Here is a 26,696-nt window from a genome sequence, read left to right as displayed (position 1 = left end):
TTTTGCGGGCGAATTCACCCTGGGGAGGGGGGTTCGCCACGTATGTCACCCACGAAATGAAAGGCAGACCTATGCAGCGGCTGTATCGGAAACGCATCGTTCTGGGCGTCGGCGGCGGCATTGCGGCCTACAAGAGCGCCGATCTGGTTCGTCGCCTGATCGATCAGGGCGCTGAAGTGCGCGTGGTGATGACCCATGGCGGCGCCGAGTTCATCACCCCGCTGACCATGCAAGCGCTGTCCGGCCACCCGGTGCACCTCGACTTGCTCGACCCGGCTGCCGAAGCCGCGATGGGCCACATCGAGTTGGCCAAGTGGGCCGATCTGGTGCTGATCGCCCCGGCCACCGCCGACCTGATCGCCCGCCTTGCCCAAGGCATCGCCAATGATTTGCTGACCACTCTGGTGCTCGCTACCGACGCCGTCGTCGCCGTTGCTCCGGCCATGAATCAGGCGATGTGGCGCGACCCGGCGACCCAGGCCAACCTGCAACTCCTGGAAAACCGTGGCCTGAAGACCTTCGGCCCAGCCTCGGGCAGTCAGGCCTGCGGCGATGTCGGCATGGGCCGCATGATGGAAGCCACCGATCTGGCGCAATGCGCGGCGGACTGCTTCCAGCGTCAGGCTCTGACCGGCAAGCACGTGGTGATTACCGCCGGCCCGACCCAGGAAAACATCGACCCGGTGCGCTACATCACCAACCACAGCTCCGGCAAAATGGGCTTTGCCCTCGCCGAAGCAGCAGTTGAAGCCGGCGCCCGCGTCACCTTGATCAGCGGCCCGGTGCACCTGCCGACCCCGGATCGCGTCACGCGCATCGATGTGGTCAGCGCTCGCGACATGCTCGCGGCCTGCGAATCGGCGATCCCGTGCGACGTGTTCATCGCCTCGGCAGCCGTTGCGGACTACCGCCCGGAAGTCGTCGCCCCGCAAAAACTCAAGAAAGATCCTACGAGCGGTGACGGCTTCGTCCTGCAAATGGTGCGTAACCCGGACATCCTGGCCACCATTGCGACCCGTCCCGACCGTCCGTTCAGTGTCGGCTTTGCCGCCGAGACCGAACACCTGCTCGACTACGCTGCACGCAAGCTGAAGGACAAGAATCTCGATTTGATCGTCGCCAACGACGTTGCCAACCCGAGCATCGGTTTCAACAGTGAAGAAAACGCCTGCAGCGTGATTGACCGTGCGCTGCACGCCACGGTTTTCGCCCAGACCAGCAAAAGCAAGATCGCTCGCCAGCTGGTCACTTTTATCGCCGAACGTCTGAACCAGGTTTAATTTACATGCACGCTTTGCAAGCCAAGATCCTCGACCCACGCATCGGCAGCGAATTCCCGCTGCCGCAATACGCCACACCAGGCTCCGCTGGCCTCGACCTGCGCGCCATGCTGGATCAGGACATCGTGATCAAGCCGGGTGAAACCGTGCTGATCCCGACCGGTCTGTCGGTTTACATCGGCGACCCGAACCTCGCCGCGCTGATCCTGCCGCGCTCGGGCATGGGCCATAAGCACGGCATTGTGCTGGGCAACCTCGTCGGCCTGATCGACTCCGATTACCAGGGCCCGTTGATGGTGTCGTGCTGGAACCGTGGCCAGACCGATTTCACCATGACCGTCGGCGAACGCCTGGCGCAATTGGTGCTGGTACCGGTGGTACAGGCGCACTTTGAAATGGTTGAAGAGTTCGTCGAAACCGAACGCGGCACCGGCGGGTTTGGCCACACCGGCACTAAATAACCGGAGTCATCTTCTGTAGGAGCTGCCGCAGGCTGCGATCTTTTGATTTTTAAGATCAAGATCAATAGATCGCAGCCTGCGGCAGCTCCTACAGGGGGAAGTTTCAGGCAGATCAACTGAAAGGTTTAACACCGAAAATCAAGGTTTTGCCGGCCGAAAGCCACGCTAGCCGAGGCGTCATGGCCCTTTCATACCACGAACTCTCTGTGGAAAACGCCGTCATACCCTTCAGTTTGAGCCTGCCGTCGAACGATTCGTCGGTCTGTCCCGCCACTTTCGAGATGGAGCATTTCCGTAGATGAGCACCCCAGCCAAGATTGCCCCGAAGCTGCCCGACAGCATTTTCCGCGCCTATGACATTCGCGGCACCGTGCCGGAATTCCTCAATGCCGAAACCGCTTACTGGATCGGTCGCGCCATCGGCTCGCAGAGCCTGGCCCAGGGTGAGCCGAACGTTTCCGTCGGTCGCGATGGCCGCCTGTCCGGCCCCGAACTGGTTGCCGAGCTGATCCGCGGTATCGCCGAAAGCGGCTGCCACGTCAGCGACGTTGGCCTGGTGCCGACGCCGGCGCTGTATTACGCCGCCAATGTGCTGGCCGGCAAGTCGGGCGTGATGCTCACCGGCAGCCACAACCCGTCGAACTACAACGGTTTCAAGATCGTCATCGCCGGCGACACCCTCGCCAACGAACAGATTCAGGTGCTGCATGAGCGCATCAAAACCAACAATCTGAGCAGCGGCACCGGCAGCGTTACTCAGGTCGAAATCCTCGATCGCTACAACACCGAAATCGTCCAGGACATCAAACTGGCGCGGCGCATGAAGGTCGTGGTCGACTGCGGCAACGGCGCGGCAGGCGTGATCGCCCCGCAACTGATCGAGGCGCTGAACTGCGAAGTCATCCCGCTGTTCTGCGAAGTCGACGGCAACTTCCCGAACCATCACCCGGATCCGGGCAAGCCGGAAAACCTCGTCGACCTGATCGCCAAGGTCAAGGAAAGCAACGCCGACATCGGCCTGGCCTTCGACGGCGACGGTGACCGTGTCGGCGTGGTGACCAACACCGGGAGCATCGTCTACCCGGATCGCCTGCTGATGCTGTTCGCCCGCGACGTAGTCGCACGCAACCCGGACGCCGAGATCATTTTCGACGTCAAATGCACCCGTCGCCTGGTGCCGCTGATCAAGGAGTACGGTGGTCGTCCGCTAATGTGGAAGACTGGTCATTCGTTGATCAAAAAGAAAATGAAACAGTCCGGTGCGCTATTGGCCGGTGAAATGAGCGGGCACATCTTCTTCAAGGAGCGCTGGTTCGGTTTCGACGACGGCATCTACAGCGCCGCACGGCTGCTGGAGATCCTCAGCAAGGAAAAATCCACCGCGGAGGAGCTGTTTGCGACCTTCCCGAACGATATTTCTACGCCGGAAATCAATATCCATGTGACCGAAGAGAGCAAATTCAGCATCATTGATGCACTGCACGACGCACAGTGGGGCCCAGGCGCTGACCTGACCACCATTGACGGCGTGCGAGTCGACTACGCCAAAGGCTGGGGCCTGGTGCGCGCGTCCAACACCACACCGGTGCTGGTGCTGCGCTTCGAGGCCGATGACGAGGCTGAATTACAGCGCATCAAGGACGTGTTCCACGCCCAATTGAAGCGCGTTGCACCTGATCTCCAACTACCGTTCTGATCCACCCGGAGCCCTGAATGACCCTCGAACGCGAAGCCGCCGCCCATACCGCCCAGGTCCTGTCCGAAGCGTTGCCTTACATCCGACGCTATGTCGGCAAGACTCTGGTGATCAAATACGGCGGCAACGCGATGGAAAGCGAGGAGCTGAAAACCGGCTTCGCCCGCGACATCGTCTTGATGAAAGCCGTGGGCATCAACCCGGTGGTCGTGCACGGTGGCGGCCCGCAGATCGGTGATCTGCTCAAGCGCCTGTCGATCGAAAGCCACTTCGTCGACGGCATGCGCGTCACCGACGCCGCGACCATGGACGTGGTCGAAATGGTCTTGGGCGGGCAGGTCAACAAAAGCATCGTCAACCTGATCAACCGTCACGGCGGCAGCGCCATCGGCCTGACCGGTAAAGACGCCGGGCTGATTCGCGCGAAGAAGCTCACCGTGACCCGCCAGACACCGGAGATGACCCAGCCGGAAATCATCGACATCGGTCAGGTAGGTGAAGTGGTCGGGATCAACACCGAACTGCTGAACCTGCTGGTCAAAGGCAACTTCATCCCGGTGATTGCGCCGATCGGCGTCGGTGAGAATGGCGAGTCGTACAACATCAACGCTGACCTGGTCGCCGGTAAAGTCGCCGAGGCCCTGAAAGCCGAGAAGCTGATGCTGCTCACCAACATCGCCGGCCTGATGGACAAGTCGGGCACCGTATTGACCGGCCTGAGCACTCAGCAGGTCGACGATCTGATTGCCGATGGCACCATCTACGGCGGCATGCTGCCGAAGATCCGTTGCGCGCTGGAAGCGGTTCAGGGCGGCGTTGGCAGCTCGCTGATCATCGACGGCCGGGTACCGAATGCGATCCTGCTGGAAATCTTCACCGACACCGGTGTGGGTACGCTGATCAGCAATCGCAAGCGTCCTTGATCGGTAATCGCTGAACAGCAAAAGATCGCAGCATTCGTCAGCTCCTACAGAAACGTCGTTTTGTACGAAGTCTCTGTAGGAGCTGACGAAGTCTGCGATCTTTTTTATGCGCGCAAGAAACATCCGATACAACTCAGCGAAACGTCCGACACTCCCTCCGAACAAATCTCCCTAGGATCTTCCCTTCACCCACCGGAGATTGACTCATGCAAAAAGACTACGTCCCTTACGGCAGCGATGTTTCCCCAGGCACTTACGAGTGCGTTGATTGCGGCCATCAGTATTCCAATCAAGCCAAAACCTCGATGCCACCGTGCCCACAGTTTCGCAAAACGGCGCACGCGTTGAATGGCTGGAAAATCCTCACCGGGCAAGGTGATGCGATCAAAGACCCTTATCCAGAACAGCCTGCCAACATCAAAAGCGCCGAGGTCATCACGCCCTCGGACAAAAAATAACTCCGGAGCGCCTGAGCCATGCAGATCTCGTTCACGATCGACGCCGACGCTTTCGAGCTGGAACAAAAGGAACCGGTCAAAAAGACCTTGCGCATTGGCGACGCGGAAATCGCCCACGCCCTGCAGCGTATCGCCAAGGCCAGCCTGACCGAATACCTGAAAATGCTGGTCGAGGGCGGCATGCCCAGCCGGGCCGACGAGGCCAAACAGGATCGCCTGCTCTACCTGATTCAAAGCTACTTCGGACAAACGCTGCCGACGGAATCGCAGATCTCGACGATCTTTCAGCTGACCCAAAGCCAAAGCAAAACCTTGCTGAAGAACACGGTATCGCGCTTTCGCAATCAGCTCGATGACATCCTCCAGCACAGCATGCGTGCCGTGATCGAGACCGCAGAGCACGCGCAAACCGTGTTTCTGGTGGTGATCAGTTCGGACGTGATACGCGATGAGCTGAACATGCTGATCACCCAGAACGAGCCGACCTTCAAACCCATTACCAAGCGCAAGGGCAGCGCCGGGCAGTTCGAGATCAGCGAGGATTCTCACGCCTTGCTCTGCGCGACGTTGGGGCTCAATGCCGTTCAGTGACATCGTCGCGGTCAGTGGCTTGCTGCTGACCCTGACCACGTTCATGTTCAATCTGGCGTGGCCGGCGCTCAGTGAAGCGTTGGCGCTGGATGAATACCAGTCTGGCCCACAGAGCCGAAGGCGAAGTCGAGAGAAAGTAGGGAAGGCGTTTTATTCGCGGGCGCTGCCGTTGACGTGCGCGTTTGTTGGGCTGTTTTACGTCCACCTACCCTCGGCCATTCGCATCTTGAGTACTAGCACACTGGATCTTTGGAACTTCGACGTGAGCAGTGCCCTTTACGTGATGGTCGTGTGGGCGCTCCTGGTTTTGGCACTGTTCAACGGGCTGATTGCGGCAAAAATCGCTCTTAAATGGAGCAGCCTCCGCTGAAACAGCGGCGGCTTCACTGTTTCAGGCTTTTTCAACAAACGCTGAAATACTATATTTTAGTGAAATATCGACAAATTTGATGTCGTTGGTGGTTACGGACCCGTGTCAGTAAGACGATTCGTAGAAGATAGCCAGATCCTGGAAGACCGAACACCGGAACAGTGGCAGCAAGATGCTTTTGGCCAGGTTGATGCGTTACTGCGCGCACTGCGCCTGCGTGATTAATGCTTTTGACAGTGACAAAAAAGCCCTGTCTTCACAGGGCTTCTCGTCGTCAGACACCGAATTGGGCGCGGTAGGCTTCTACGGCTGGCAGGTGCTGTTTGAGTTGCGGGTCGTCAGCGAGGAATTCCAGCACCTGATTCAGCGAAACAATGCTGATCACCGGGATGCCGAAGTCGCGCTCGACTTCCTGAATCGCCGACAACTCACCGTTGCCACGCTCCTGACGGTTCAAGGCGATCAGCACGCCAGCGGCCTTGGCACCCTCCTGGGAAGCGATGATCTGCATCACTTCGCGGATTGCCGTACCGGCGGTAATCACGTCATCGATGATCAGCACGTCACCGGTCAACGGCGCGCCGACCAGACTGCCGCCTTCGCCGTGAGCCTTGGCTTCCTTGCGGTTGAAGCACCATGGCAGGTCACGGCCGTGATGCTCGGCCAGCGCGACGGCAGTGGTCGCCGCCAACGGGATGCCTTTATAGGCCGGGCCGAACAGGACGTCGAAAGGAATGCCGCTCTCGGCAATGGCTGCGGCGTAAAAACGACCCAGCTGCGCGAGGGCCGAACCCGAGTTGAACAGGCCGGCGTTGAAGAAGTAAGGACTGGTGCGCCCGGACTTCAGGGTAAACTCACCGAAGCGCAAAACGCCGCGATCGATGGCAAAACGAATGAAATCGCGCTGATACGCTTGCATGAAAAAAACCCCAAATACCACGGATTTAGCTAATTAGCTTGACGCCGTGTATCATACACGCACGCGATTTTTGGGGCCATTTATGCGGATCATCAGTGTGAACGTCAATGGTATTCAGGCTGCAGTCGAGCGTGGTTTGCTCAGTTGGCTGCAAGCACAGAATGCCGACGTCATCTGCCTGCAGGACACCCGTGCCTCCGCCTTTGAACTGGATGACCCAGCCTTCCAACTGGATGGCTACTTCCTTTATGCCTGCGATGCTGAAGTCCCTGCCCAAGGTGGCGTGGCTTTGTACTCGCGGTTGCAACCGAAGGCTGTCATCAGCGGTCTCGGTTTCGAGACGGCCGACCGCTACGGGCGCTACCTGCAAGCAGATTTCGACAAAGTCAGTATTGCCACCTTGCTGCTCCCTTCGGGGATGAACGGCGATGAGGACTTGAACCAGAAGTTCAAGCTCATGGACGACTTCGGCAAGTACCTGGACAAACAGCGACGCAAACGTCGCGAGTACATTTATTGTGGCTCGCTGTACGTGGCGCAGCAGAAGCTCGACATCAAGAACTGGCGCGACAGCCAGCAATCCCCGGGCTTCCTGGCGCCAGAACGCGCCTGGATGGACGAGATTGTCGGCAACATGGGCTATGTCGATGCCCTGCGCGAAGTCAGCCGTGAAGGCGACCAGTACAGCTGGTGGCCGGACAACGAACAGGCCGAGATGCTCAATCTGGGCTGGCGCTTCGATTACCAGATCCTGACTCCAGGCCTGCGACGCTTCGTACGCAGCGCACGCCTGCCACGTCAACCGCGGTTCTCGCAGCATGCGCCGCTGATCGTCGACTACGACTGGACGCTGACCATCTAAGCGTCGTTTCGCAGTACAAAAAATGCCCATATCGCAAGATACGGGCATTTTTTATGCGTCACTTCCAGACAGGATCGAATTCAGACTGCCGCGAAGAACGGTAAGGCCAAATACAGCTTGATCACGATGACATTGATAATGTCGATGAAGAACGCTCCGACCATCGGCACCACCAGAAACGCGATCTGCGAGGGGCCGTAGCGCTGCGTCACGGCCTGCATGTTGGCAATGGCAGTCGGCGTGGCGCCCAGGCCAAAACCGCAATGCCCCGCCGCCAGCACGGCAGCATCATAGTTGCGGCCCATCACCCGGAATGTCACGAAAATCGCGAACAGCGCCATGACCATGGCCTGCATCGCCAGAATGATGAAGATCGGCAGCGCAAGCGCGGCCAGATCCCACAACTTGAGCGACATCAGGGCGATCGCCAGAAACAACGACAGGCTGACATTGCCCAGTACCGAGACTTCACGCTCAAACACCTGATACAAGCCCAGTGCTGAAAGACCGTTGCGCAGCACCACGCCGACAAACAGCACACAAACAAACGTCGGTAACTCGAACGCAGTCCCGTGCAACAGGCCATTCAACAGATTGCCCGCCAGCAAGCTCACGGCAATCAGAGCCAGGGTTTCGACAAACGAAAATGGCGTGATCGAGCGCTCTTTGTTCGGCTGCTCAAAACCCTTTGGCAATCGTGGTGCTTCCTGTTGATTGCAACCGGGCACTTCCACACGCTTGATGAGCAAACGCGCGACCGGCCCGCCAATCAAACCACCTAGTACCAGACCAAACGTCGCAGAGGCCATCGCCAGTTCGGAGGCAGAGGCCAGACCATACTTCTCACTGAAAACCGTGCCCCACGCAGCACCGGTACCGTGACCGCCCGCCAGGGTGATCGAGCCGGTCAGCAACCCCATCAATGGGTCGAGCCCGAGCATTTTTGCCAGCCCGATTCCCATCGCGTTCTGCACCACCAACAACCCGGTAACGGCCAGCAGGAAGATCCCCACGATGCGCCCGCCCTTCTTCAGGCTGGCGAAATCGGCGCTCAGACCGATAGTGGCAAAAAAGGCCAGCATTAAAGGTGTTTGCAGAGAAGTATCAAAACGAATTTCAATATCGAACGTTCGCAGCAATAACAAAACCAAGGCAACTACCAAGCCACCTGCGACAGGTTCAGGAATATTGTAACTGCGCATGAAGCCAACACGCATAACGAGCCCGCGCCCCAGTAGAAGTACTAAGGAAGCGGCCACAAGCGTTCCGTAAAAATCGAGCTGAATCATTGGGATTATTCTTGGCTATTTATTCAGAGGCGAATTTTTTACCTTCGTCCGCCCCTGAACAGGCTGATTGTCTCAACACTGATTACTCGGAAATTCAAGAGCCTTCGTTGGCTTGAACATATCTTAATATTTCAGAAGAAATATTAGCCGAGCAACTTTAACAATCGTCGGACTTGATTCCAAGGACATGAATCCTAACTAAGCCGATGCAGTTGTGACTAAAAGTGTATATGCGCAAACAATAGGACCCGTCATCGCAACCAGAATATTCCTACATACAATAGCGATTAATTATGCTGCATAAATAAAAATGCCCTGACGGGTCAGGGCATTGGTATTAGAACTTTGCGAGCTTCTTATTTGATCAGCCGCCAGGTAAACGGATATCGGTAAGGAAAACCTTCATTGGCTTTCACACCGGCGATGATCGTCAAAACCAGTGCGCCAATCGCCAGTATCCCCAACAGGAAGAACCCGATGATCAGCACCATCAGCAAGAAGCAGATCAATGAAGCAATGGCGACGGTGATCTGAAAATTCAGCGCCTCCTTGCCTTGAGCATCAATGAACGGGTCTGTCTCGCGCTTCATTTGCCACAGGATCAACGGCCCGATCAAATTGCCGAACGGTATCCAGATCCCCAACAAGGCGGACAAGTGACAAAACATCGCCCACTGGCGAACCTCCTGGCTCGGCTTGGGCAGCAGCTCTTGCTCGTCACTCATCGCGTCCTCCTTGCAGTTATCAATCTGCTCAGTCGGCCAGTGCAGCCTTTTGCAGTTCGAAGATTTCGTTCATGCCTTGCTTGGCCAGTTCCAGCATGGCATTGAGATCTTCAGGCTGGAACGGCGCGCCTTCGGCAGTGCCCTGCACTTCGATGAAACCACCGGTGCTGGTCATCACCACGTTGAGGTCAGTCTCGGCGGCGGAATCTTCAAGATAGTCCAGATCCAGCACGGCCTCGCCCTGATACATGCCGACCGATACCGCACCGATCATTTGCTTGAGCGGATCGCCGCCCTTCAGGCCGCCGCGCTTCTTGATCACTTTCAGCGCATCAACCAGGGCAACCATGGCGCCAGTGATGGAAGCGGTGCGCGTGCCACCGTCAGCCTGGATCACGTCGCAGTCGACGTACAGGGTCACGTCGCCCAGCTTGGACATGTCCAGCGCAGCGCGCAGGGAACGACCGATCAGACGCTGGATTTCCAGAGTGCGGCCGCCCTGCTTGCCACGGCTCGCTTCACGCTGGTTACGCTCGCCAGTGGCGCGCGGCAGCATGCCGTACTCGGCAGTCAACCAACCCTGGCCCTGACCTTTGAGGAAGCGCGGCACGCCGTTTTCGACGCTGACGGTGCAGATGACTTTGGTATCACCGAATTCGACCAGTACAGATCCCTCGGCGTGTTTGGTGTAGTTGCGGGTAATGCGGATCGAGCGGAGCTGATCGGCAGCGCGACCACTTGGACGTTTCATAGGGAATACCTGTACTGGGGACGGAAAACTGCCGAGCATTATAGAGCGCTGCACCGCGCCTGGGCACTCGTTAAAAAATCCGGGCGACGATCGAAGGCCCTGAAACACCCATTACCGACGGGCTGCAGCCCTTTGTCACACCGTGTGTTTGGGCGCATTCGCCGCACTGCGCTACAATCCTGCGCCTTTGCTGCCAGTCGGCTTAAATTCATTGATATCGAGCCTGCGGAACATCTGCTGCGCCGATCTGCATTGCGAGGTCACCGCCATGGTGCACAGCATGACCGCCTTCGCCCGCGTCGAAAAAGCCGGCGCCCAGGGCACCCTGAGCTGGGAACTGCGCTCGGTCAACAGCCGCTATCTGGAACCCCACCTGCGTTTGCCGGAGACGTTTCGCGACCTCGAAGGCGCGGTGCGTGAAGCGCTGCGCCAGGGCCTGTCGCGGGGCAAACTCGAATGCACCCTGCGTTTCACCGAAGAAAGTACCGGCAAAACCCTGCAAATCGATCGCGAGCGCGCCGCGCAGCTGGTCGCTGCGGCCGAAACCATTGCCGGCCTGATCAACAATCCTGCCGCACTCAATCCGCTGGAAGTGCTCGCCTGGCCTGGCGTACTGGTGGGCGACGCGACTGACCCGCAGGCATTGAACGCCGACGCGCTGGCCCTGTTCAATCAAGGCCTGAAAGAGTTGAAGGCCGGCCGCGAGCGCGAAGGCGCCGAGCTGGCACGCTTGATCAACGAGCGCCTGACGTCCATTGAAGAAGACGTGGTGACCCTGCGCGAACTGGTACCGCAGATGCTCGCCACCCAACGCCAGAAAGTCCTCGACCGCTTCACCGACATGAAGGCCGAGCTTGATCCGCAGCGCCTCGAACAGGAAATGGTCATGCTCGCGCAAAAGAGCGATGTGGCCGAAGAACTGGATCGCCTGAGCACCCATATCATCGAAGTGCGCCGGGTACTGAAGTCCGGCGGTGCGGCCGGACGCCGCCTTGATTTCCTGATGCAGGAACTCAACCGCGAAGCCAACACATTGGGCTCCAAGGCCTTCGACCCGCGCAGCACCCAGGCCGCCGTCAACCTCAAGGTGTTGATCGAGCAGATGCGTGAACAAGTGCAGAATATTGAGTAAGGCAACCCCGACATGACCCACAGCACCGGCACCCTGTACATCATTTCCGCGCCATCGGGCGCGGGCAAAAGCAGCCTGGTCAAGGCTTTGACCGACGCCATACCGGAAATTCGCGTTTCGGTTTCGCACACCACCCGCGCCATGCGTCCGGGTGAAGTGGACGGTGTGAACTACCACTTCGTGACCCGCGAAGAGTTTGTGAAGATGGGCGAGCATGGCGACTTCCTCGAACGCGCCGAAGTCTTCGGCAACTTCTACGGCACCTCGCAAAGCCGCCTGCAGCAGACGCTGGACGAAGGTCACGACCTGATTCTGGAAATCGACTGGCAAGGCGCCGAGCAAGTGCGCAAGCTGATGCCGCAAGCACGCTCGATCTTTATCTTGCCGCCGTCGCTTCAAGCCCTGCACCAGCGCCTGACCAATCGTGGTCAGGACAGCGACGAGATCATTGACGGCCGGATGCGCGAAGCGGTCAACGAGATGAGTCACTATGTCGAGTACGACTACCTGATCATCAACGACGATTTTGCTCACGCACTGGACGATCTGAAGGCGATTTTCCGCGCCAATCAACTCCAACAGAAACGCCAGCAGGTGCGTTTCGGCAAATTGCTTGCCGAATTGCTCGGTTAATCAGCACTTCCCAAAACGCCTGCAAGCGCTTTACATTGGTGCTTGCAGCGCGTTGAAGGGCTTGGTCAAAAAATCAGCGCTTCCCTAATCGCTGGTGATTTTTTAAACTGTTGAGTCCGCTCGCCCAACCGGGCAGCGCGCATATTGCATTCGCTCCGAGGAATACCATGGCCCGCGTAACCGTTGAAGACTGCCTGAACCACGTGGAAAACCGTTTTGAGCTGGTCATGCTCTCTACCAAACGTGCCCGTCAACTGGCCACCGGCGGCAAAGAGCCACTGGTTCAGTGGGAAAACGACAAGCCTACCGTTGTTGCCCTGCGTGAAATCGCTGAAGGCCTGATGAGCTACGAGTTCATCGCCAACGCTGAGATCGTCGAAGACGAACCGCTGTTTGCAGCGTTCGAGGACGAGTCCAACGAGGCCGTCTAAGCCTATGCCTGGTCGACGTAGCACGGCGCGGGGTCACAGCCTACGGCAGGAATTATCATGCCGAGCATAGACGCCCTCGCCGATCGCTTATCGACCTACCTCGGCAACGACCAGGTCAACCTGGTCCGCCGAGCGTATTTCTACGCCGAACAAGCCCATGACGGCCAACGCCGTCGCAGCGGCGAGGCGTACGTCACGCATCCTCTTGCCGTGGCGAATATTCTTGCCGACATGCACATGGACCATCAGAGCCTGATGGCCGCGATGCTGCATGACGTGATCGAAGACACCGGTATTGCCAAAGAAGCGCTGCAAGCGCAGTTCGGTGAAACCGTGGCCGAACTGGTCGACGGGGTCAGCAAACTGACTCAGATGAATTTCGAGACCAAGGCCGAAGCCCAAGCCGAAAACTTCCAGAAAATGGCCATGGCCATGGCACGCGACATTCGCGTGATCCTGGTCAAGCTCGCCGACCGCCTGCATAACATGCGCACGTTGGAAGTGCTGTCCGGCGAAAAACGCCGCCGGATCGCCAAGGAAACCCTCGAAATCTACGCGCCCATCGCCAACCGGCTGGGCATGCACGCGATCCGCATCGAATTCGAAGACCTTGGTTTCAAGGCCATGCACCCGATGCGTTCCGCGCGGATCTACCAGGCGGTCAAACGCGCCCGGGGCAACCGCAAGGAAATCGTCAACAAGATCGAAGAATCCCTTGGCCATTGCCTCGCCATCGACGGTATCCAGGGCGAAGTCAGCGGTCGCCAGAAACACCTCTACGGCATCTACAAGAAAATGCGCGGCAAGCGTCGGGCCTTCAACGAGATCATGGACGTCTACGCGTTCCGGATCATCGTCGACAAGGTCGATACCTGCTACCGCGTACTCGGCGCTGTACATAATTTGTACAAGCCGTTGCCGGGGCGCTTCAAGGATTACATCGCGATCCCCAAGGCCAACGGCTATCAGTCGCTGCACACCACGCTGTTCGGCATGCACGGTGTACCGATCGAGATCCAGATCCGTACCCGTGAAATGGAAGAGATGGCCAACAACGGCATCGCCGCGCATTGGCTGTACAAATCCAGCGGCGACGAGCAGCCGAAAGGCACTCACGCCCGCGCCCGCCAGTGGGTCAAAGGCGTGCTGGAAATGCAGCAACGTGCCGGCAACTCGCTGGAATTCATCGAAAGCGTGAAGATCGACCTGTTCCCGGACGAGGTCTACGTGTTCACGCCCAAAGGCCGGATCATGGAGCTGCCCAAAGGCTCCACGGCGGTCGACTTTGCCTACGCGGTCCACACCGACGTCGGCAACAGCTGCATTGCCTGCCGGATCAACCGTCGTCTCGCACCGCTGTCCGAACCGCTGCAAAGCGGCTCCACGGTCGAGATCGTCAGCGCCCCCGGCGCCCGGCCGAATCCGGCGTGGCTCAATTTCGTCGTCACCGGCAAGGCCCGCACGCACATCCGCCATGCGTTGAAACTGCAACGTCGCTCCGAGTCCATCAGCCTCGGCGAACGCCTGCTGAACAAGGTGCTTAACGGTTTCGACAGTTCGCTGGAGAAGATCCCGGCCGAACGCGTCAAAGCCATGCTCACCGAGTACCGCCTCGAACTGATCGAAGACCTGCTCGAAGACATCGGCCTGGGCAACCGCATGGCCTATGTGGTCGCCCGCCGCCTGCTCGGCGAAGGCGAACAGTTGCCAAGCCCGGAAGGCCCGCTGGCGATTCGCGGCACCGAAGGCTTGGTGCTGAGCTACGCCAAATGCTGCACGCCGATCCCGGGCGACCCGATTGTCGGGCACCTGTCGGCGGGCAAAGGCATGGTCGTGCACCTGGACAACTGCCGCAACATCAGCGAAATCCGGCACAACCCGGAAAAATGCATCCAGCTCTCGTGGGCCAAGGATGTCACCGGCGAATTCAACGTCGAACTGCGCGTCGAGCTGGAACACCAGCGCGGCCTGATCGCCCTGCTGGCCAGCAGCGTCAACGCGGCCGACGGCAATATCGAGAAAATCAGCATGGACGAACGCGATGGTCGCATCAGCGTTGTCCAGTTGGTGGTCAGCGTCCACGACCGAGTGCACCTGGCCCGCGTGATCAAGAAGCTGCGCGCCTTGACCGGGGTGATCCGAATCACCCGCATGCGTGCATAACTCAACCATTACAAGGAGTCATACATGACCAAGACCGTTATCACCAGCGACAAGGCCCCGGCCGCCATCGGCACTTACTCCCAGGCGATCAAGGCCGGCAACACCGTTTACATGTCGGGTCAGATTCCGCTGGACCCAAAAACCATGGAACTGGTTGAAGGCTTCGAAGCCCAGACCGTCCAGGTGTTCGAGAACCTCAAAGCCGTGGCCGAAGCGGCCGGCGGTTCGTTCAAGGACATCGTCAAACTGAACATCTTCCTCACCGACCTGAGCCACTTCGCCAAGGTCAACGAGATCATGGGCAAGTACTTCGACCAGCCATACCCGGCCCGCGCCGCCATTGGCGTTGCCGCCCTGCCAAAGGGTTCGCAGGTTGAAATGGATGCCATTCTGGTCATCGAGTGATGCGCACGGCGCGGCCTTCAACCGCCGCGCCGACTGCTGCAAGAAAAGGTTTTGAAAGGATTCCACCATGCGCAAAGCGCTAGCTCTCCCGCTGCTCGCCATTTTCCTCGGCGGCTGCGCCAGCAACCCTGCCGACCGTGATATCAGCGGCACCTGGATCAACCAGGTGGCGATTGATGCTGCAGCCAAGGGCGGCCCCCTGCGCGAAGCGCTTCAGGCTTACGGCCCGAACCTTGAGTGGGACGTCAACACCAAGGCCGGTCAGGCCCGCTACACCAACGGTTTTGAGAACGTCGAAGGACGGCTGCTGGGTGAAAAATCCGGCGCCTGGAAAGTCGACTTCTATGGCAGCTCCGCCAGTGAGTTGAAACGCGACGGCGGGCAGCTGCAGCAAGCCGCCAGCGATAACGAACCGGAGCAGGTTTTCGACCGTGCACAGATTCCGGTGCCGGAAGGTGCACCGATCGGTGCCAGTTTCGAACGTGCACTGTATTCCGCCTACATGGGCGGCAACTGGACAATCGCCAGCGGTCAGGGCGAAGGCGGCACTGTGCAGTTCCAGGCTGATGGCCAGGTCTCCGGGCTGCCGGGGGCTGATCGTTATGCCCTGTGTCTGGCGGGTGACTGCGCGTCGATGAGCAGCACCAACGACAACATGTGGTTGCAGCTCAACGGTCAGGGCAATGCCTACATCTTTGCGCGCAAGGGCAAGGAACTGGAAATATTCCAGGCTGTGAACACGGCACTGGCAGACGAAATGCCGCAATACACGCCGGGCGAGCGCAAGTGGTTGCTGGAGAAGCAGTAACCCGGACCACAATCCGCTGAGATCCCCTGTAGGAGTGAGCCTGCTCGCGATAGCGGTGTAACAGTCAGCATAAGTGTTGAATGTTAGACCGCTATCGCGAGCAGGCTCACTCCTACATTTGTTTTTGGGGTGTCAGGAAGTCAGCATTTACCTTCGAGGATCGCAGCGTAACCTTCGCGATAGCTTGGGTACTTAGGCGTCCAGCCCAGCGCCTTCACCCGCGCATTGCTGCAGCGTTTGCTGCCGGTACGGCGAACGCTGGCGTCGTCGGCCCATTCGGTAACGCCCAGATACTCGCGCAGCCAGCCCACGACCTCAGCTAAAGGTGCCGGTGCATCGTCGACACCGATGTAGATCTTCTCCAATTGCACGCCCTGCCGTGACTTTTCCAGCAGAAACGCCAACAGTCCCGCCGCGTCATCGACGTGAATGCGATTGCCATACAGCGGCGGCTCGACGGCTACGCGATAACCGCGACGCACCTGAGTCAGCAGCCATTCCCGACCCGGGCCATAGATCCCGGTCAGGCGCAGGATGCTCGCAGGAATGCCACTGTTCAGCGCAACCTGCTCCGCTTCGAGCATCAGCCGCCCGGAATAACCGGCAGCGATCGTCTCGGATGCTTCGTCAACCCACTCACCCTCCTGCTGGCCATAAACACTGCTACTGGACACGAAGATCAGTTGCTCAGGCACCTGACCATAGTCATCCAGCCAGCTCAGCACATTCTGCAAACCCTGCACATAAGCCGCACGATAACCGGCCTCATCGTGATCAGTAGCCGCGGCGCAATACACCAGATAGTCCACTGCCCCCACCGGCCAGGTGGCCGGGCAGTCTTCGTTGAACAGGTCGCCGGCAACGCCGATCACCCCAGCAGGCAGCTTCGAAACATCCCGGCGCAGGCCATGAACTTCCCAGCCAGCCGCCAGCAATTGCTTGGCCAGACGACTGCCGACATCACCACAACCGGCAATCAAAACAGAAGGCGCGGACATCAAAAAACTCCTATCGCAAAGGCACAGACTAGCGCTGGCAAAGGACGAACGGCTAGCAATGCAAGAAAAAAAGATACTCTATTACTTTTGTTAACAAGAATTACTTGCAATAATGCACGCCACTTTTGTTCTCGGCCTTACGAGGCCTGGTAGAGCATCACCGTTTTTCTATCTCAGGTCCGGCCAGCATGACACGTAATCAAACCTCCGCTTCGCCAACCAATCGACCTCGCGCCTGGAGCGCGGTGGCAGCGCTGCTGCTCAGCCTGATGCTGGCACCGACCGCCGCTTTCGCCGACGCCCAAGCACCTGCAACGCCAGCCGCCACCGAGCAAAGCGCACCAGCCGCCGCTCCGGCTGCCCCGGCCGCTACCGATCCGGTGCAAACGGTTGACGCTGCCGACGTTCCTGAAGTTCTCGAAGCCGACAACAGCCTGGGCATGGCCCACGACCTGTCGCCGTGGGGCATGTACCAGAACGCCGACATCATCGTGAAAATCGTGATGATCGGTCTGGCCATCGCTTCCATCATCACCTGGACCATCTGGATCGCCAAAGGCTTCGAGCTGATGGGCGCCAAGCGTCGTCTGCGTGGCGAAATTGCCGCCCTGAAGAAAGCCACCACCCTCAAAGAAGCCAGCGCCACCGCCGGCAAGGAAGGCACCCTCGCCAACCTGCTGGTGCACGATGCGCTCGAAGAGATGCGCCTGTCGGTCAACAGCCGCGAGAAAGAAGGCATCAAGGAGCGCGTCAGTTTCCGTCTCGAGCGCCTGGTTGCCGCCTGCGGTCGCAACATGAGCAGCGGCACCGGCGTCCTCGCCACCATCGGTTCCACCGCACCGTTTGTCGGCCTGTTCGGTACCGTTTGGGGCATCATGAACTCCTTCATCGGCATCGCCAAAACCCAGACCACCAACCTTGCCGTCGTGGCGCCAGGTATCGCTGAAGCGCTGCTGGCCACCGCACTGGGTCTGGTTGCCGCGATCCCGGCCGTAGTGATCTACAACGTCTTCGCCCGCTCCATCGCCGGTTACAAGGCGCAGGTTTCCGACGCCTCGGCAGAAGTGCTGCTGCTGGTCAGCCGTGACCTTGATCACCAGCCTGAGCGCAGCTCGCAGCCGCACATGGTCAAAGTGGGGTAATCGGCCATGGGCCTGCATTTGAAAGAAGGCGCAGACGACGATCTGGCCGAGAACCACGAAATCAACGTCACGCCGTTCATCGACGTGATGCTGGTGCTGTTGATCATCTTCATGGTGGCCGCTCCATTGGCCACCGTGGACATCAAAGTCGACCTGCCTGCCTCGACCGCCAAACCGGCACCGCGGCCAGAGAAACCGGTGTTCCTCAGCGTCAAGGCTGACCAGCGCCTGTACATCGGCGACGATGAAGTCAAAGCCGAAACCCTTGGCGCCGTTCTCGACGCCAAGACCCAGGGCAAGAAAGACACCACCATCTTCTTCCAGGCCGATAAAGGCGTGGATTACGGCGACCTGATGAGCGTGATGGACAAACTGCGCTCTGCCGGTTACCTGAAGGTCGGTCTGGTCGGACTTGAGACGGCAGCCAAGAAATGATCACGACGCGCCATAAGCTGACGCGTTACAGCGGTAGCCTGGCCGTGGTGCTGGGCGTTCATGCGCTGGCCATCGCGCTGGCGCTGAACTGGACCGCCCGCCCGCCCATCGAGTTGCCACCGCAGGCAATGATGGTCGAGTTGGCCCCGGTTCCGGCCCCGCCACCGCCTGCTCCGCCGAAAGTCGTCACACCGCCGCAGCCACCGGCTCCGGTTGAAGAGTTGCCGATTCCGAAGCTGGCCGAAGCACCGAAAGCGGAAATCGCGGTGCAGAAACCCAAGCCGAAGCCCAAGCCTAAACCGCCGAAGCCGGTCGAGAAGAAGCTGCCTGATCCACCGAAGGAAAAACCTTCCGAGGAGAAGCCGGCCGATACACCGCCGACCCCGGCACCGACGGAGAAATCCGCTGCACCGGCGCCCGGCCCGTCGCCGGCACAGTTGGCAGCCAAGGCCAGTTGGCAAGGCACTCTGCTTGCGCATTTGGCCAAGTACAAGAAGTACCCGCAAAGTGCACAGGCGCGGGGCAAGGAAGGCTTGAACCGTCTGCGCTTCGTGGTCGATGCCGAAGGTAATGTGCTGTCGTTCGAACTGGTGGGCCGCTCGGGCAACGCCGATCTGGACCGGGCTACCCTGGAAATGATCCGTCGTGCGCAGCCGCTGCCCAAGCCACCGGCCGACATGCTCAACAACGGCTCGATCGAAATTGTTGCGCCGTTTGTTTACTCCCTCGAACGCCGCCGTTAAGTAGCAAGATCAAAAGATCGCAGCCTTCGGCAGCTCCTACAGGGAAATGCATTCCAATGTAGGAGCTGCCGAAGGCTGCGATCTTTTGCTTTATGCCGTAGTCGCATTGAGCGCTCAGTCTGATAACGTGCGTCTATCGATTGCAGCCGGTATGCTTGGCCCGCATCTTCATGGACGCTTGCTATGACCCTCACAGAATTACGCTACATCGTTACCCTCGCCCAAGAGCAGCATTTCGGCCACGCCGCCGAACGTTGCCACGTCAGCCAGCCGACCCTGTCGGTGGGCGTGAAGAAACTTGAAGACGAACTCGGTGTGCTGATTTTCGAGCGCAGCAAAAGCGCCGTGCGCCTGACCCCGGTCGGCGAAGGCATCGTCGCCCAGGCGCAGAAAGTCCTCGAGCAGGCGCAAGGCATCCGCGAATTGGCCCAGGCCGGCAAGAACCAGCTGACCGCGCCGCTGAAAGTCGGCGCGATCTACACCGTCGGCCCATACCTGTTCCCGCACCTGATTCCGCAACTGCACCGGGTCGCCCCGCAGATGCCGTTGTACATCGAAGAAAACTTCACCCACGTGCTGCGCGACAAACTGCGCAACGGCGAGCTCGACGCGATCATCATCGCCCTGCCGTTCAACGAAGCCGACGTGCTGACCCTGCCGCTCTACGACGAGCCGTTCTACGTCTTGATGCCGGCCCAACACCCGTGGACACAGAAAGAAACCATCGACGCCGGCCTGCTCAACGACAAGAGCCTGCTGCTGCTCGGTGAAGGCCACTGCTTCCGCGATCAAGTGCTGGAAGCCTGCCCGACCCTGACCAAGGGCAACGACGGCGCCAAGCACACTACGGTCGAATCCAGCTCGCTGGAAACCATTCGGCACATGGTTGCGTCCGGTCTGGGCATCTCGATCCTGCCGTTGTCGGCCGTCGACAGCCATCACTACGCCCCCGGCGTGATCGAAGTGCGTCCGCTGTCGCCGCCGGTGCCGTTCCGCACCGTGGCCATTGCCTGGCGCGCGAGCTTCCCACGGCCGAAAGCCATCGAGATCCTCGCCGACTCCATTCGCCTGTGTTCGGTGGCCAAGCCAGCGGCACCGGTTACAGCCGGTTAAGCGAGCGTCATGACGGAGCTGTCGCAAGTGTCGGTGACGGCACTCAAGGGTGTCGGCGAAGCCATGGCCGAGAAATTGGCCAAGGTCGGCCTGGAGAATCTGCAAGACGTGCTGTTTCACCTGCCGCTGCGTTATCAGGATCGCACACGCGTGGTGCCAATCGGCGCGCTGCGGCCGGGGCAAGACGCCGTGGTCGAAGGCACCGTCAGCGGCGCCGACGTGGTCATGGGCCGCCGGCGCAGCCTCGTTGTGCGTTTGCAGGACGGCACCGGCGGCCTCAGTCTGCGCTTCTACCATTTCAGCAACGCGCAGAAAGAAGGCCTCAAGCGCGGCACCCGCGTTCGCTGCTACGGCGAAGCCCGGCCCGGTGCGTCAGGACTGGAAATCTACCACCCGGAATACCGCGCCATTACTGGTGACGAACCGCCGCCCGTGGATGAAACCCTGACCCCGGTCTACCCGCTCACCGAAGGCCTGACCCAAGCGCGTCTGCGCCAGTTGTGTCTGCAGACGCTGACAATGCTTAAGCCAGACACCCTGCCCGACTGGCTGCCCACCGAACTGGCCCGCGACTATCAACTCGCGCCGCTGGCCGATGCGATCCGCTACCTGCACAACCCGCCCGCCGATGCCGACGTCGACGAACTCGCCCTGGGTCATCACTGGGCCCAGCATCGCCTCGCCTTCGAAGAACTGCTGACCCATCAACTGTCGCAACAGCGTCTGCGCGAAAGCATGCGTTCGCTGCGCGCGCCAGCGATGCCGAAAGCGACGAAGCTGCCGCCGAAGTATCTGGCCAACCTCGGCTTCAACCCGACCGGCGCACAACAGCGTGTCGGCAACGAAATCGCCTACGACCTCAGCCAGCACGAACCGATGCTGCGCCTGATTCAGGGGGACGTCGGCGCAGGTAAAACTGTGGTCGCAGCTCTCGCTGCATTACAGGCGCTGGAGGCCGGTTACCAAGTCGCACTGATGGCGCCGACCGAGATTCTCGCCGAACAGCATTTCATCACCTTCAAGCGCTGGCTCGAACCGCTGGGCATCGAAGTCGCGTGGCTGGCCGGCAAGCTCAAGGGCAAGAACCGCGTCGCCGCGCTGGAACAGATCGCCAGCGGCGCGCCGATGGTGGTCGGCACCCACGCGCTGTTCCAGGACGAAGTGCAGTTCAAGAACCTCGCGCTGGTGATCATCGACGAACAGCATCGTTTCGGTGTGCAGCAGCGTCTGGCGCTGCGGCAGAAAGGCGTCGGCGGACGCATGTGCCCGCACCAGCTGATCATGACCGCCACGCCGATTCCACGGACATTGGCGATGAGCGCCTACGCCGACCTCGACACCTCGATCCTCGACGAACTGCCACCCGGACGAACGCCGGTTAACACCGTGCTGGTCACCGACACCCGCCGCGTCGAAGTCATCGAACGCGTGCGTGGTGCCTGCGCCGAGGGCCGTCAGGCCTATTGGGTCTGCACGCTGATTGAAGAATCCGAAGAGCTGACCTGTCAGGCCGCCGAAACCACGTTTGAAGACCTCACACTTGCCCTCGGGGAACTGAAAGTCGGGCTGATTCACGGGCGCATGAAACCCGTCGAGAAGGCCGCCGTCATGGCCGAATTCAAGGCTGGCAACCTGCAACTGCTGGTCGCGACCACGGTGATCGAAGTCGGCGTCGACGTGCCCAACGCCAGTCTGATGATCATCGAAAACCCCGAGCGTCTTGGCCTCGCACAACTGCACCAATTGCGCGGCCGCGTTGGCCGGGGCAGCGCCGCCAGCCATTGCGTGCTGCTCTACCATCCGCCGCTCTCGCAGATCGGTCGCCAGCGCCTGGGCATCATGCGCGAGACCAACGACGGCTTCGTCATCGCCGAAAAAGACCTCGAACTGCGCGGCCCCGGGGAAATGCTCGGCACTCGCCAGACCGGCCTGCTGCAATTCAAGGTCGCCGACCTGATGCGCGACGCCGACCTGCTGCCTGCCGTCCGCGACGCCGCGCAAGCGCTGCTGGAACGCTGGCCGACCCACGTCAGCCCATTGCTCGACCGCTGGCTGCGCCATGGGCAGCAATACGGCCAAGTGTGAGCACCGTCGCAGTTTCTGAAGGATCGTTCCGACAGAGCTGGTTATACTCCTGCCATTGTTTCAAAAACGGATACAGACCATGACCGAAGCTGCTCTCGCCCCCGAATCTCCGCACGCTCCGTCTGTTATTCGGCTGCTGCTCAACAAGCTGGGCGTTGCCTACGAAGAAGTGCTCGATCACCACGGCCTCAATGCCTCGCGCAAGGTACAAGCCGTGTTGCTCGACGACGCCGTCGGCGCGTTGATGGTGCTGTTTCCACAGAGCCAGCTGCTGGATCTCAATCGCCTCGCCGAACTCACGGGCCGGCGCCTGACCGCCGTGTCCACCGAGCGCCTGGAAAAGATGCTCGGCAAACACAGCCTGAGCCTGCTGCCGGGCCTGCCAGCGCTGACCAGCTCGCCGTGCCTCTACGAAGAAAGCCTGCTGCGTGAACCGAAGTTGCTGATCAACTCCGGCGAGCCGGGCCTGCTGCTGGAAATCGCCAGCGAAGACTTCAAAACCATGCTGACCAAGGCCAGCGCCGCCAATTTCGGCGAAGCCCTGAGCAGCATCCGCCCGAACCTTGATCGCCCGGACGATGACCGCGAGGAAATCACCCAGGCCGTGCAAGCGTTCACCGCGCGGCGCATTCAGCAGCGTCTGGAAGCGACCATCGAGATTCCGCCGCTGGCCGAAACCGCGCAAAAAATCATCAAGTTGCGTGTTGACCCCAACGCCACCATCGATGACATCACCGGCGTGGTTGAAACCGACCCGGCGCTGGCCGCGCAAGTGGTGAGCTGGGCAGCGTCGCCGTACTACGCCTCGCCAGGCAAGATTCGTTCGGTGGAAGACGCGATCGTTCGCGTGCTCGGTTTCGATCTGGTAATCAACCTCGCGCTGGGCCTGGCCCTCGGCAAGACCCTGAGCCTGCCCAAAGACCACCCGCAACACACCACGCCGTACTGGCAGCAGTCGATCTACACCGCCGCCGTCATCGAAGGCCTGACCCGCGCCATGCCGCGCGCCCAGCGTCCGGAAGCTGGCCTGACGTATCTGGCCGGTCTGCTGCACAACTTCGGTTACCTGTTGCTGGCCCACGTGTTCCCGCCGCACTTCTCGCTGATCTGCCGCCACCTGGAGGTCAACCCGCACCTGTGCCACAGCTACATCGAGCAACACCTGCTCGGTATCAGCCGCGAACAGATCGGCTCGTGGCTGATGCGCTACTGGGACATGCCCGACGAACTGGCCACCGCCCTGCGCTTCCAGCACGACCCAAGCTACGACGGCGCCTACGCCGAATACCCGAACCTCGTCTGCCTGGCCGTGCGCCTGCTGCGCAGCCGCGGGATTGGCTCCGGGCCGGATGAAGACATTCCGGATGCGTTGCTGGAGCGCGTGGGGTTGACTCGCGACAAAGCCAACGACGTCGTCAGCAAAGTGCTTGAGGCCGAAGTCCTGCTGCGCGAACTGGCTTCGCAGTTCAGTCAGGGCTGAAAGCAAAACGGGCAAGCGACCTCCAGTTGGAGCGACGCTTGCCCGCGATGTACCCAACGCCCCGGCTTAATCCGACTTGTTAAGGTAACGGATCACCCAGCCTTTTTCGTACCCGAAGTCGGTGAAATACACTCCGCCCACCACGATGCGGCCATCATCCATTACGGCCATGCCGTGTGGATATTCGAAACCCGCGCTTTCATTGAAAACGGTAAATCCCGTACCAAAGAAAGAAGGATCAGGAGAACCATCGGCCAGAAAGCGTGCGGTGACCGCGCTGAGACTCTCATCAAGCGCGCCAGTGCCACTGCTACCACAAACGATGACTGAACCGTCCGCACGCGGCACGCAATGCAACCATCTGACGCCTTGAGAGACAGGCGAAGATATTAGCGGTTGACCACCATTGAACACCCGATTGTAGGAGCCGCTGAGATTGAGCACCGCAATCAAGCCATGAGAAACGCCCTCCACCGCCGCACCGCCGGCCACAACGATTTTGTCATCGACTACTGCCGCAACGTCCAGACTGATCCATTCATCGTGGGGCACATACACCGCTCCTTTGCTTCCAAATCCCGTGTCAACCTTGCCCGTGGCATCGAAACGAGTCACGTAGGCGCCAGGCTTACTCACCGCGAAATAATTACCGCAGATCACCACGGCGCCGTCAGCCTGGGTCGCGACCGCTTGCGCAACGATGTCCGAAGGCGAAATATCTGCAAGCTCTATGAACGCAATGCCAGTGCCGTTGAAGGTCTTATCGGGTGAGCCATCCGGCTCGAACCTCAGAACGATACCTTTTGCCCTTCCGGCAGCATCTGCAATGGTACTGACTACGACGATTTTTTCGTCCAGTTGCTGAGCAGCCATCCCTGCTGCGCCAGCCCTTGCGGCATCGCTGGCAGACTCGTGCACCACCTCGGAATATGCGCCTCCTCCCATCTTATCGTAGGGAAGATAAAGCACACCTTGTTCCCCGAAAGACGTTTGCAGTTGCCCGTCCTCGCGCTGCCTGACCAGCACCAGGCCCGTCGAGTTAGTCGCGCCCTCTTCCGAGTACTGAGCACCAACCAGCCAACCGCCATCGCTCAGCGGTGTAAACCCGAGGATCCGGCTCATGTAAAAAATTTCTTTCAGCCTGATCTCGACATAGCCGGAGTCTTCTCCACCGAAAGCCGAGTCGAGAGCACCGTTTTCAAGCAGGCGAACGATCCGCGTAGGCGCACCGGGCGTTGAAAGGCGAACGGCGACCAGCAATTTGTTTTGCGGCAGCGCCAGCAGCGCCCTGACGTCATATCCCGAGAATCCCGGGAATGGAAATCTGAGGATGCCGGCGTCGCCAAAAGTCGGATCGTTATTCAAAAGTGACGTGCCCGCCAGATAGCGCACGAAGCGCCCTGGGACTTTGGGAAGATCAGAATGGACGGATAGTTCGATGCACACCACGATCCGGCTGTCCCCCATGACGGCCACACCTCGCGCAAAGGCTGCCCCTGCGCTGTCTTCAAACAACGCATGCCCCGTACCGTTGAAAGCCGTATCCGGTTTTCCATTAGCAAGAAAACGCGCCGTCACCATGGCTGATTCACCGTGACCGACAACAACGATCGAACCACCCACCTGCGAGGTATGCGTCCACGCCAACCCTTTCAGTAACGGCGAAAACAGCGGCTTGCCGCCATTGAACACAAGGTTTGCCGCGCCGCTGGTCGTGAACGCAGCGATCAACCCACCTTCAAGGCCACTACGCAAGGCTTGGCCCGCGACGATAATCCTGCCATCGCCTTCACGTACCGAAATCGATTGCAGAAAACTCTCGCCTTCGTCGTCGGGAATCAACACGGCCACGCCGCCGTTGAACTGACTGTCCAGTGCGCCATTTGTGTCCAGACGCGCCAGAAAAACTCCACGGCCTCCCGATTCGTCCTGGTATGCACCGCAGACCAGCACCTTGCCATCGGCTTGAACGGCGATACCGGAGACGTTATTCGATGTGGCGACATTCACAACCACATAGCCCGAACCGTTGAATGATCGATCGAGGGAGCCATCCGCTTGCAGACGTATCACAACGCCCACTGGCAATGGCGCATCAGCAAAAAACACGAGATGAAGCAGGACGATTTTGCCGCCCACCTTCAGGGCCGTTGACCGTAATGAAGCGTGCGCAATCTGAGAAGATCTGCCGGTCGGGCGACTGGTCTTGCGCGGCACGCTAGCGGGGTCGGGGTTGCCATAATGGGAGATGAACCGCACGCCGTTGGTGCCGAACGTTTCGTTCAGTTCACCGGTCTTTTTCAGGCGGACCAGTGCGAGGCCAACGTCATCGGAGGTAGTCGAGAAATACTGAAGGCGTATCAGCCAACCATCATCCTCGAGCGCATCGAGACCGGAGACATAGCTGATCCGAGCCCCTTCCAGCGCTATTTCAACGAAACCTCTGCGCGCCGGACCGAAGGTCTGGTCCAGCGAACCGTCGTCATTCAGCCTTGCAATGGCAACCGGGGCATTCGCTCCCGTTAAGGGTATCGCCACGAGAAATTTTGAATCGGGGAGCGCCAAGACCGCCGCCGCTTCGTCGCCCGCGATGCCGGGTATCGGTAACGTCAACACGCCATTGCGAGCAAATGTCGGATCGAGTGACCTAGGGGTCGAAATACTGTGTGTCTGCGTCATGAGCTTGTTCCATCAAGTTGGTGAGTCCCTTAACGCTGGAACTGGAACTTGAGTAGAGCATCGCCATGACGCACAAAACACCTGATAGAAATGACAGTCCGGCTGTCTTTACGAGCCGCAATGA

25 protein-coding genes and 1 pseudogene are annotated in these 26,696 nt (G+C 59.6%); 20 read left to right on the top strand and 6 right to left on the bottom strand.

The features are described from left to right. Positions 1–71 precede the first annotated feature (71 nt). The 7 genes and pseudogenes from coaBC (at position 72) to ACM6JQ_RS20030 (ending at position 5,779) form a co-directional block, all read left to right on the top strand. Positions 72–1,280: a bifunctional phosphopantothenoylcysteine decarboxylase/phosphopantothenate--cysteine ligase CoaBC gene (gene coaBC, locus ACM6JQ_RS20060; protein ID WP_414894607.1), complete on the top strand. Its 1,209-nt coding sequence runs from the start codon at positions 72–74 to the stop codon at positions 1,278–1,280. Between the two features lie 5 nt (positions 1,281–1,285). Next, positions 1,286–1,741 carry a dUTP diphosphatase gene (dut, locus tag ACM6JQ_RS20055; RefSeq protein WP_007920363.1) on the top strand — a complete coding sequence of 152 codons (456 nt, stop codon included), beginning with the start codon at positions 1,286–1,288 and terminating at the stop codon, positions 1,739–1,741. A 319-nt stretch (positions 1,742–2,060) separates the two neighbouring features. After that, positions 2,061–3,437: pseudogene (locus ACM6JQ_RS20050) on the top strand (phosphomannomutase/phosphoglucomutase); the annotation flags it as partial. Between the two features lie 17 nt (positions 3,438–3,454). Further along, positions 3,455–4,360, top strand: a complete 906-nt coding sequence (argB, locus tag ACM6JQ_RS20045) for an acetylglutamate kinase (protein WP_003229488.1) — start codon at positions 3,455–3,457, stop codon at positions 4,358–4,360. Positions 4,361–4,566: 206 nt separating this feature from the next. After that, a complete protein-coding gene (locus tag ACM6JQ_RS20040) occupies positions 4,567–4,818 on the top strand; it encodes a hypothetical protein (protein WP_007920357.1) in 252 nt (83 codons plus the stop codon). A gap of 18 nt (positions 4,819–4,836) precedes the next feature. After that, positions 4,837–5,409 carry a hypothetical protein gene (locus tag ACM6JQ_RS20035; protein ID WP_007920355.1) on the top strand — a complete coding sequence of 191 codons (573 nt, stop codon included), beginning with the start codon at positions 4,837–4,839 and terminating at the stop codon, positions 5,407–5,409. Further along, the gene (locus ACM6JQ_RS20030) at positions 5,396–5,779 is read left to right on the top strand and encodes a hypothetical protein (protein ID WP_414894562.1); all 384 of its coding nucleotides are present in this window, start codon (positions 5,396–5,398) and stop codon (positions 5,777–5,779) included. Before ACM6JQ_RS20035 ends, ACM6JQ_RS20030 begins: the two co-directional genes overlap by 14 nt. A 274-nt stretch (positions 5,780–6,053) precedes the next feature. Here ACM6JQ_RS20030 and pyrE read toward each other — a convergent pair whose 3' ends face one another. After that, entirely contained in the window at positions 6,054–6,698 is a 645-nt protein-coding gene (gene pyrE, locus ACM6JQ_RS20025) for an orotate phosphoribosyltransferase (RefSeq protein ID WP_007920351.1), read from the bottom strand. An 82-nt stretch (positions 6,699–6,780) separates the two neighbouring features. Here pyrE and ACM6JQ_RS20020 point away from each other — a divergent pair, with 82 nt between their 5' ends. After that, entirely contained in the window at positions 6,781–7,560 is a 780-nt protein-coding gene (locus ACM6JQ_RS20020; RefSeq protein ID WP_007920349.1) for an exodeoxyribonuclease III, read from the top strand. An 80-nt stretch (positions 7,561–7,640) separates the two neighbouring features. Here the strand turns inward: ACM6JQ_RS20020 and gltS are convergent, their stop codons facing one another. From gltS to rph, 3 genes are all read right to left on the bottom strand, one after another. Then, complete coding sequence (gene gltS, locus ACM6JQ_RS20015) at positions 7,641–8,849, bottom strand: sodium/glutamate symporter (RefSeq protein ID WP_007920346.1); 1,209 nt, start codon at positions 8,847–8,849, stop codon at positions 7,641–7,643. Between the two features lie 356 nt (positions 8,850–9,205). Next, the gene (locus ACM6JQ_RS20010; protein ID WP_007920344.1) at positions 9,206–9,574 is read right to left on the bottom strand and encodes a DUF4870 domain-containing protein; all 369 of its coding nucleotides are present in this window, start codon (positions 9,572–9,574) and stop codon (positions 9,206–9,208) included. A gap of 28 nt (positions 9,575–9,602) precedes the next feature. Further along, positions 9,603–10,325 carry a ribonuclease PH gene (gene rph, locus ACM6JQ_RS20005; protein WP_016985814.1) on the bottom strand — a complete coding sequence of 241 codons (723 nt, stop codon included), beginning with the start codon at positions 10,323–10,325 and terminating at the stop codon, positions 9,603–9,605. 268 nt (positions 10,326–10,593) lie between these two features. Between rph and ACM6JQ_RS20000 the strand changes: the two genes are divergently transcribed. From ACM6JQ_RS20000 to ACM6JQ_RS19975, 6 genes are all read left to right on the top strand, one after another. Then, the gene (locus tag ACM6JQ_RS20000) at positions 10,594–11,457 is read left to right on the top strand and encodes a YicC/YloC family endoribonuclease (protein ID WP_007920340.1); all 864 of its coding nucleotides are present in this window, start codon (positions 10,594–10,596) and stop codon (positions 11,455–11,457) included. Between the two features lie 12 nt (positions 11,458–11,469). After that, positions 11,470–12,090 carry a guanylate kinase gene (gene gmk, locus ACM6JQ_RS19995; RefSeq protein ID WP_007920339.1) on the top strand — a complete coding sequence of 207 codons (621 nt, stop codon included), beginning with the start codon at positions 11,470–11,472 and terminating at the stop codon, positions 12,088–12,090. Between the two features lie 167 nt (positions 12,091–12,257). Next, a complete protein-coding gene (rpoZ, locus tag ACM6JQ_RS19990) occupies positions 12,258–12,521 on the top strand; it encodes a DNA-directed RNA polymerase subunit omega (RefSeq protein WP_007894670.1) in 264 nt (87 codons plus the stop codon). Between the two features lie 57 nt (positions 12,522–12,578). Then, complete coding sequence (gene spoT / locus ACM6JQ_RS19985; protein WP_007920338.1) at positions 12,579–14,684, top strand: bifunctional GTP diphosphokinase/guanosine-3',5'-bis pyrophosphate 3'-pyrophosphohydrolase; 2,106 nt, start codon at positions 12,579–12,581, stop codon at positions 14,682–14,684. A 24-nt stretch (positions 14,685–14,708) separates the two neighbouring features. Continuing rightward, positions 14,709–15,089: a RidA family protein gene (locus ACM6JQ_RS19980; protein WP_003229509.1), complete on the top strand. Its 381-nt coding sequence runs from the start codon at positions 14,709–14,711 to the stop codon at positions 15,087–15,089. 67 nt (positions 15,090–15,156) lie between these two features. Further along, entirely contained in the window at positions 15,157–15,897 is a 741-nt protein-coding gene (locus ACM6JQ_RS19975) for a hypothetical protein (protein WP_007920337.1), read from the top strand. Between the two features lie 140 nt (positions 15,898–16,037). Here the strand turns inward: ACM6JQ_RS19975 and ACM6JQ_RS19970 are convergent, their stop codons facing one another. After that, on the bottom strand, positions 16,038–16,895 hold the full coding sequence (locus ACM6JQ_RS19970) for an SDR family oxidoreductase (RefSeq protein ID WP_414894561.1): 858 nt from the start codon (positions 16,893–16,895) through the stop codon (positions 16,038–16,040). A 188-nt stretch (positions 16,896–17,083) separates the two neighbouring features. On the opposite strand from ACM6JQ_RS19970, the gene exbB reads away from it, so the two are divergent. The 6 genes from exbB to ACM6JQ_RS19940 all read left to right on the top strand — a co-directional run bounded on the left by exbB (position 17,084) and on the right by ACM6JQ_RS19940 (position 23,893). Next, the gene (exbB, locus tag ACM6JQ_RS19965; RefSeq protein WP_007920335.1) at positions 17,084–18,037 is read left to right on the top strand and encodes a tonB-system energizer ExbB; all 954 of its coding nucleotides are present in this window, start codon (positions 17,084–17,086) and stop codon (positions 18,035–18,037) included. A 6-nt stretch (positions 18,038–18,043) separates the two neighbouring features. After that, positions 18,044–18,472 (top strand): TonB system transport protein ExbD, encoded by a 429-nt coding sequence (gene exbD, locus ACM6JQ_RS19960; RefSeq protein ID WP_007920333.1) that lies wholly within the window; start codon positions 18,044–18,046, stop codon positions 18,470–18,472. Further along, positions 18,469–19,215 (top strand): energy transducer TonB, encoded by a 747-nt coding sequence (locus ACM6JQ_RS19955; protein WP_007920332.1) that lies wholly within the window; start codon positions 18,469–18,471, stop codon positions 19,213–19,215. The genes exbD and ACM6JQ_RS19955 overlap by 4 nt, the downstream gene beginning before the upstream one ends. A 183-nt stretch (positions 19,216–19,398) precedes the next feature. After that, a complete protein-coding gene (locus tag ACM6JQ_RS19950; protein WP_007920331.1) occupies positions 19,399–20,328 on the top strand; it encodes a hydrogen peroxide-inducible genes activator in 930 nt (309 codons plus the stop codon). Between the two features lie 9 nt (positions 20,329–20,337). Beyond that, positions 20,338–22,413, top strand: a complete 2,076-nt coding sequence (gene recG, locus ACM6JQ_RS19945; protein ID WP_038359289.1) for an ATP-dependent DNA helicase RecG — start codon at positions 20,338–20,340, stop codon at positions 22,411–22,413. A 79-nt stretch (positions 22,414–22,492) separates the two neighbouring features. Further along, positions 22,493–23,893, top strand: a complete 1,401-nt coding sequence (locus ACM6JQ_RS19940; RefSeq protein ID WP_007920329.1) for an aminoacyl-tRNA deacylase and HDOD domain-containing protein — start codon at positions 22,493–22,495, stop codon at positions 23,891–23,893. A gap of 66 nt (positions 23,894–23,959) precedes the next feature. Here the strand turns inward: ACM6JQ_RS19940 and ACM6JQ_RS19935 are convergent, their stop codons facing one another. Then, complete coding sequence (locus tag ACM6JQ_RS19935) at positions 23,960–26,572, bottom strand: hypothetical protein (protein ID WP_414894560.1); 2,613 nt, start codon at positions 26,570–26,572, stop codon at positions 23,960–23,962. Between the last annotated feature and the right edge of the window lie 124 nt (positions 26,573–26,696).

Source organism: Pseudomonas sp. IT-232MI5 (genome assembly GCF_949767845.1).
GTDB lineage: Bacteria > Pseudomonadota > Gammaproteobacteria > Pseudomonadales > Pseudomonadaceae > Aquipseudomonas.
The sequence above is the reverse complement of the archived record's forward strand: the minus strand, read 5'-3'. Positions and strand labels throughout refer to the sequence as shown.

Coding starts and splice junctions, on each gene's coding strand:
- coaBC (WP_414894607.1), top strand. CDS start 72: ATGCAGCGGCTGTATCGGAAACGCATCGTTCTGGGCGTCGGCGGCGGC.
- dut (WP_007920363.1), top strand. CDS start 1,286: ATGCACGCTTTGCAAGCCAAGATCCTCGACCCACGCATCGGCAGCGAA.
- argB (WP_003229488.1), top strand. CDS start 3,455: ATGACCCTCGAACGCGAAGCCGCCGCCCATACCGCCCAGGTCCTGTCC.
- ACM6JQ_RS20040 (WP_007920357.1), top strand. CDS start 4,567: ATGCAAAAAGACTACGTCCCTTACGGCAGCGATGTTTCCCCAGGCACT.
- ACM6JQ_RS20035 (WP_007920355.1), top strand. CDS start 4,837: ATGCAGATCTCGTTCACGATCGACGCCGACGCTTTCGAGCTGGAACAA.
- ACM6JQ_RS20030 (WP_414894562.1), top strand. CDS start 5,396: ATGCCGTTCAGTGACATCGTCGCGGTCAGTGGCTTGCTGCTGACCCTG.
- pyrE (WP_007920351.1), bottom strand. CDS start 6,698: ATGCAAGCGTATCAGCGCGATTTCATTCGTTTTGCCATCGATCGCGGC.
- ACM6JQ_RS20020 (WP_007920349.1), top strand. CDS start 6,781: ATGCGGATCATCAGTGTGAACGTCAATGGTATTCAGGCTGCAGTCGAG.
- gltS (WP_007920346.1), bottom strand. CDS start 8,849: ATGATTCAGCTCGATTTTTACGGAACGCTTGTGGCCGCTTCCTTAGTA.
- ACM6JQ_RS20010 (WP_007920344.1), bottom strand. CDS start 9,574: ATGAGTGACGAGCAAGAGCTGCTGCCCAAGCCGAGCCAGGAGGTTCGC.
- rph (WP_016985814.1), bottom strand. CDS start 10,325: ATGAAACGTCCAAGTGGTCGCGCTGCCGATCAGCTCCGCTCGATCCGC.
- ACM6JQ_RS20000 (WP_007920340.1), top strand. CDS start 10,594: ATGGTGCACAGCATGACCGCCTTCGCCCGCGTCGAAAAAGCCGGCGCC.
- gmk (WP_007920339.1), top strand. CDS start 11,470: ATGACCCACAGCACCGGCACCCTGTACATCATTTCCGCGCCATCGGGC.
- rpoZ (WP_007894670.1), top strand. CDS start 12,258: ATGGCCCGCGTAACCGTTGAAGACTGCCTGAACCACGTGGAAAACCGT.
- spoT (WP_007920338.1), top strand. CDS start 12,579: ATGCCGAGCATAGACGCCCTCGCCGATCGCTTATCGACCTACCTCGGC.
- ACM6JQ_RS19980 (WP_003229509.1), top strand. CDS start 14,709: ATGACCAAGACCGTTATCACCAGCGACAAGGCCCCGGCCGCCATCGGC.
- ACM6JQ_RS19975 (WP_007920337.1), top strand. CDS start 15,157: ATGCGCAAAGCGCTAGCTCTCCCGCTGCTCGCCATTTTCCTCGGCGGC.
- ACM6JQ_RS19970 (WP_414894561.1), bottom strand. CDS start 16,895: ATGTCCGCGCCTTCTGTTTTGATTGCCGGTTGTGGTGATGTCGGCAGT.
- exbB (WP_007920335.1), top strand. CDS start 17,084: ATGACACGTAATCAAACCTCCGCTTCGCCAACCAATCGACCTCGCGCC.
- exbD (WP_007920333.1), top strand. CDS start 18,044: ATGGGCCTGCATTTGAAAGAAGGCGCAGACGACGATCTGGCCGAGAAC.
- ACM6JQ_RS19955 (WP_007920332.1), top strand. CDS start 18,469: ATGATCACGACGCGCCATAAGCTGACGCGTTACAGCGGTAGCCTGGCC.
- ACM6JQ_RS19950 (WP_007920331.1), top strand. CDS start 19,399: ATGACCCTCACAGAATTACGCTACATCGTTACCCTCGCCCAAGAGCAG.
- recG (WP_038359289.1), top strand. CDS start 20,338: ATGACGGAGCTGTCGCAAGTGTCGGTGACGGCACTCAAGGGTGTCGGC.
- ACM6JQ_RS19940 (WP_007920329.1), top strand. CDS start 22,493: ATGACCGAAGCTGCTCTCGCCCCCGAATCTCCGCACGCTCCGTCTGTT.
- ACM6JQ_RS19935 (WP_414894560.1), bottom strand. CDS start 26,572: ATGACGCAGACACACAGTATTTCGACCCCTAGGTCACTCGATCCGACA.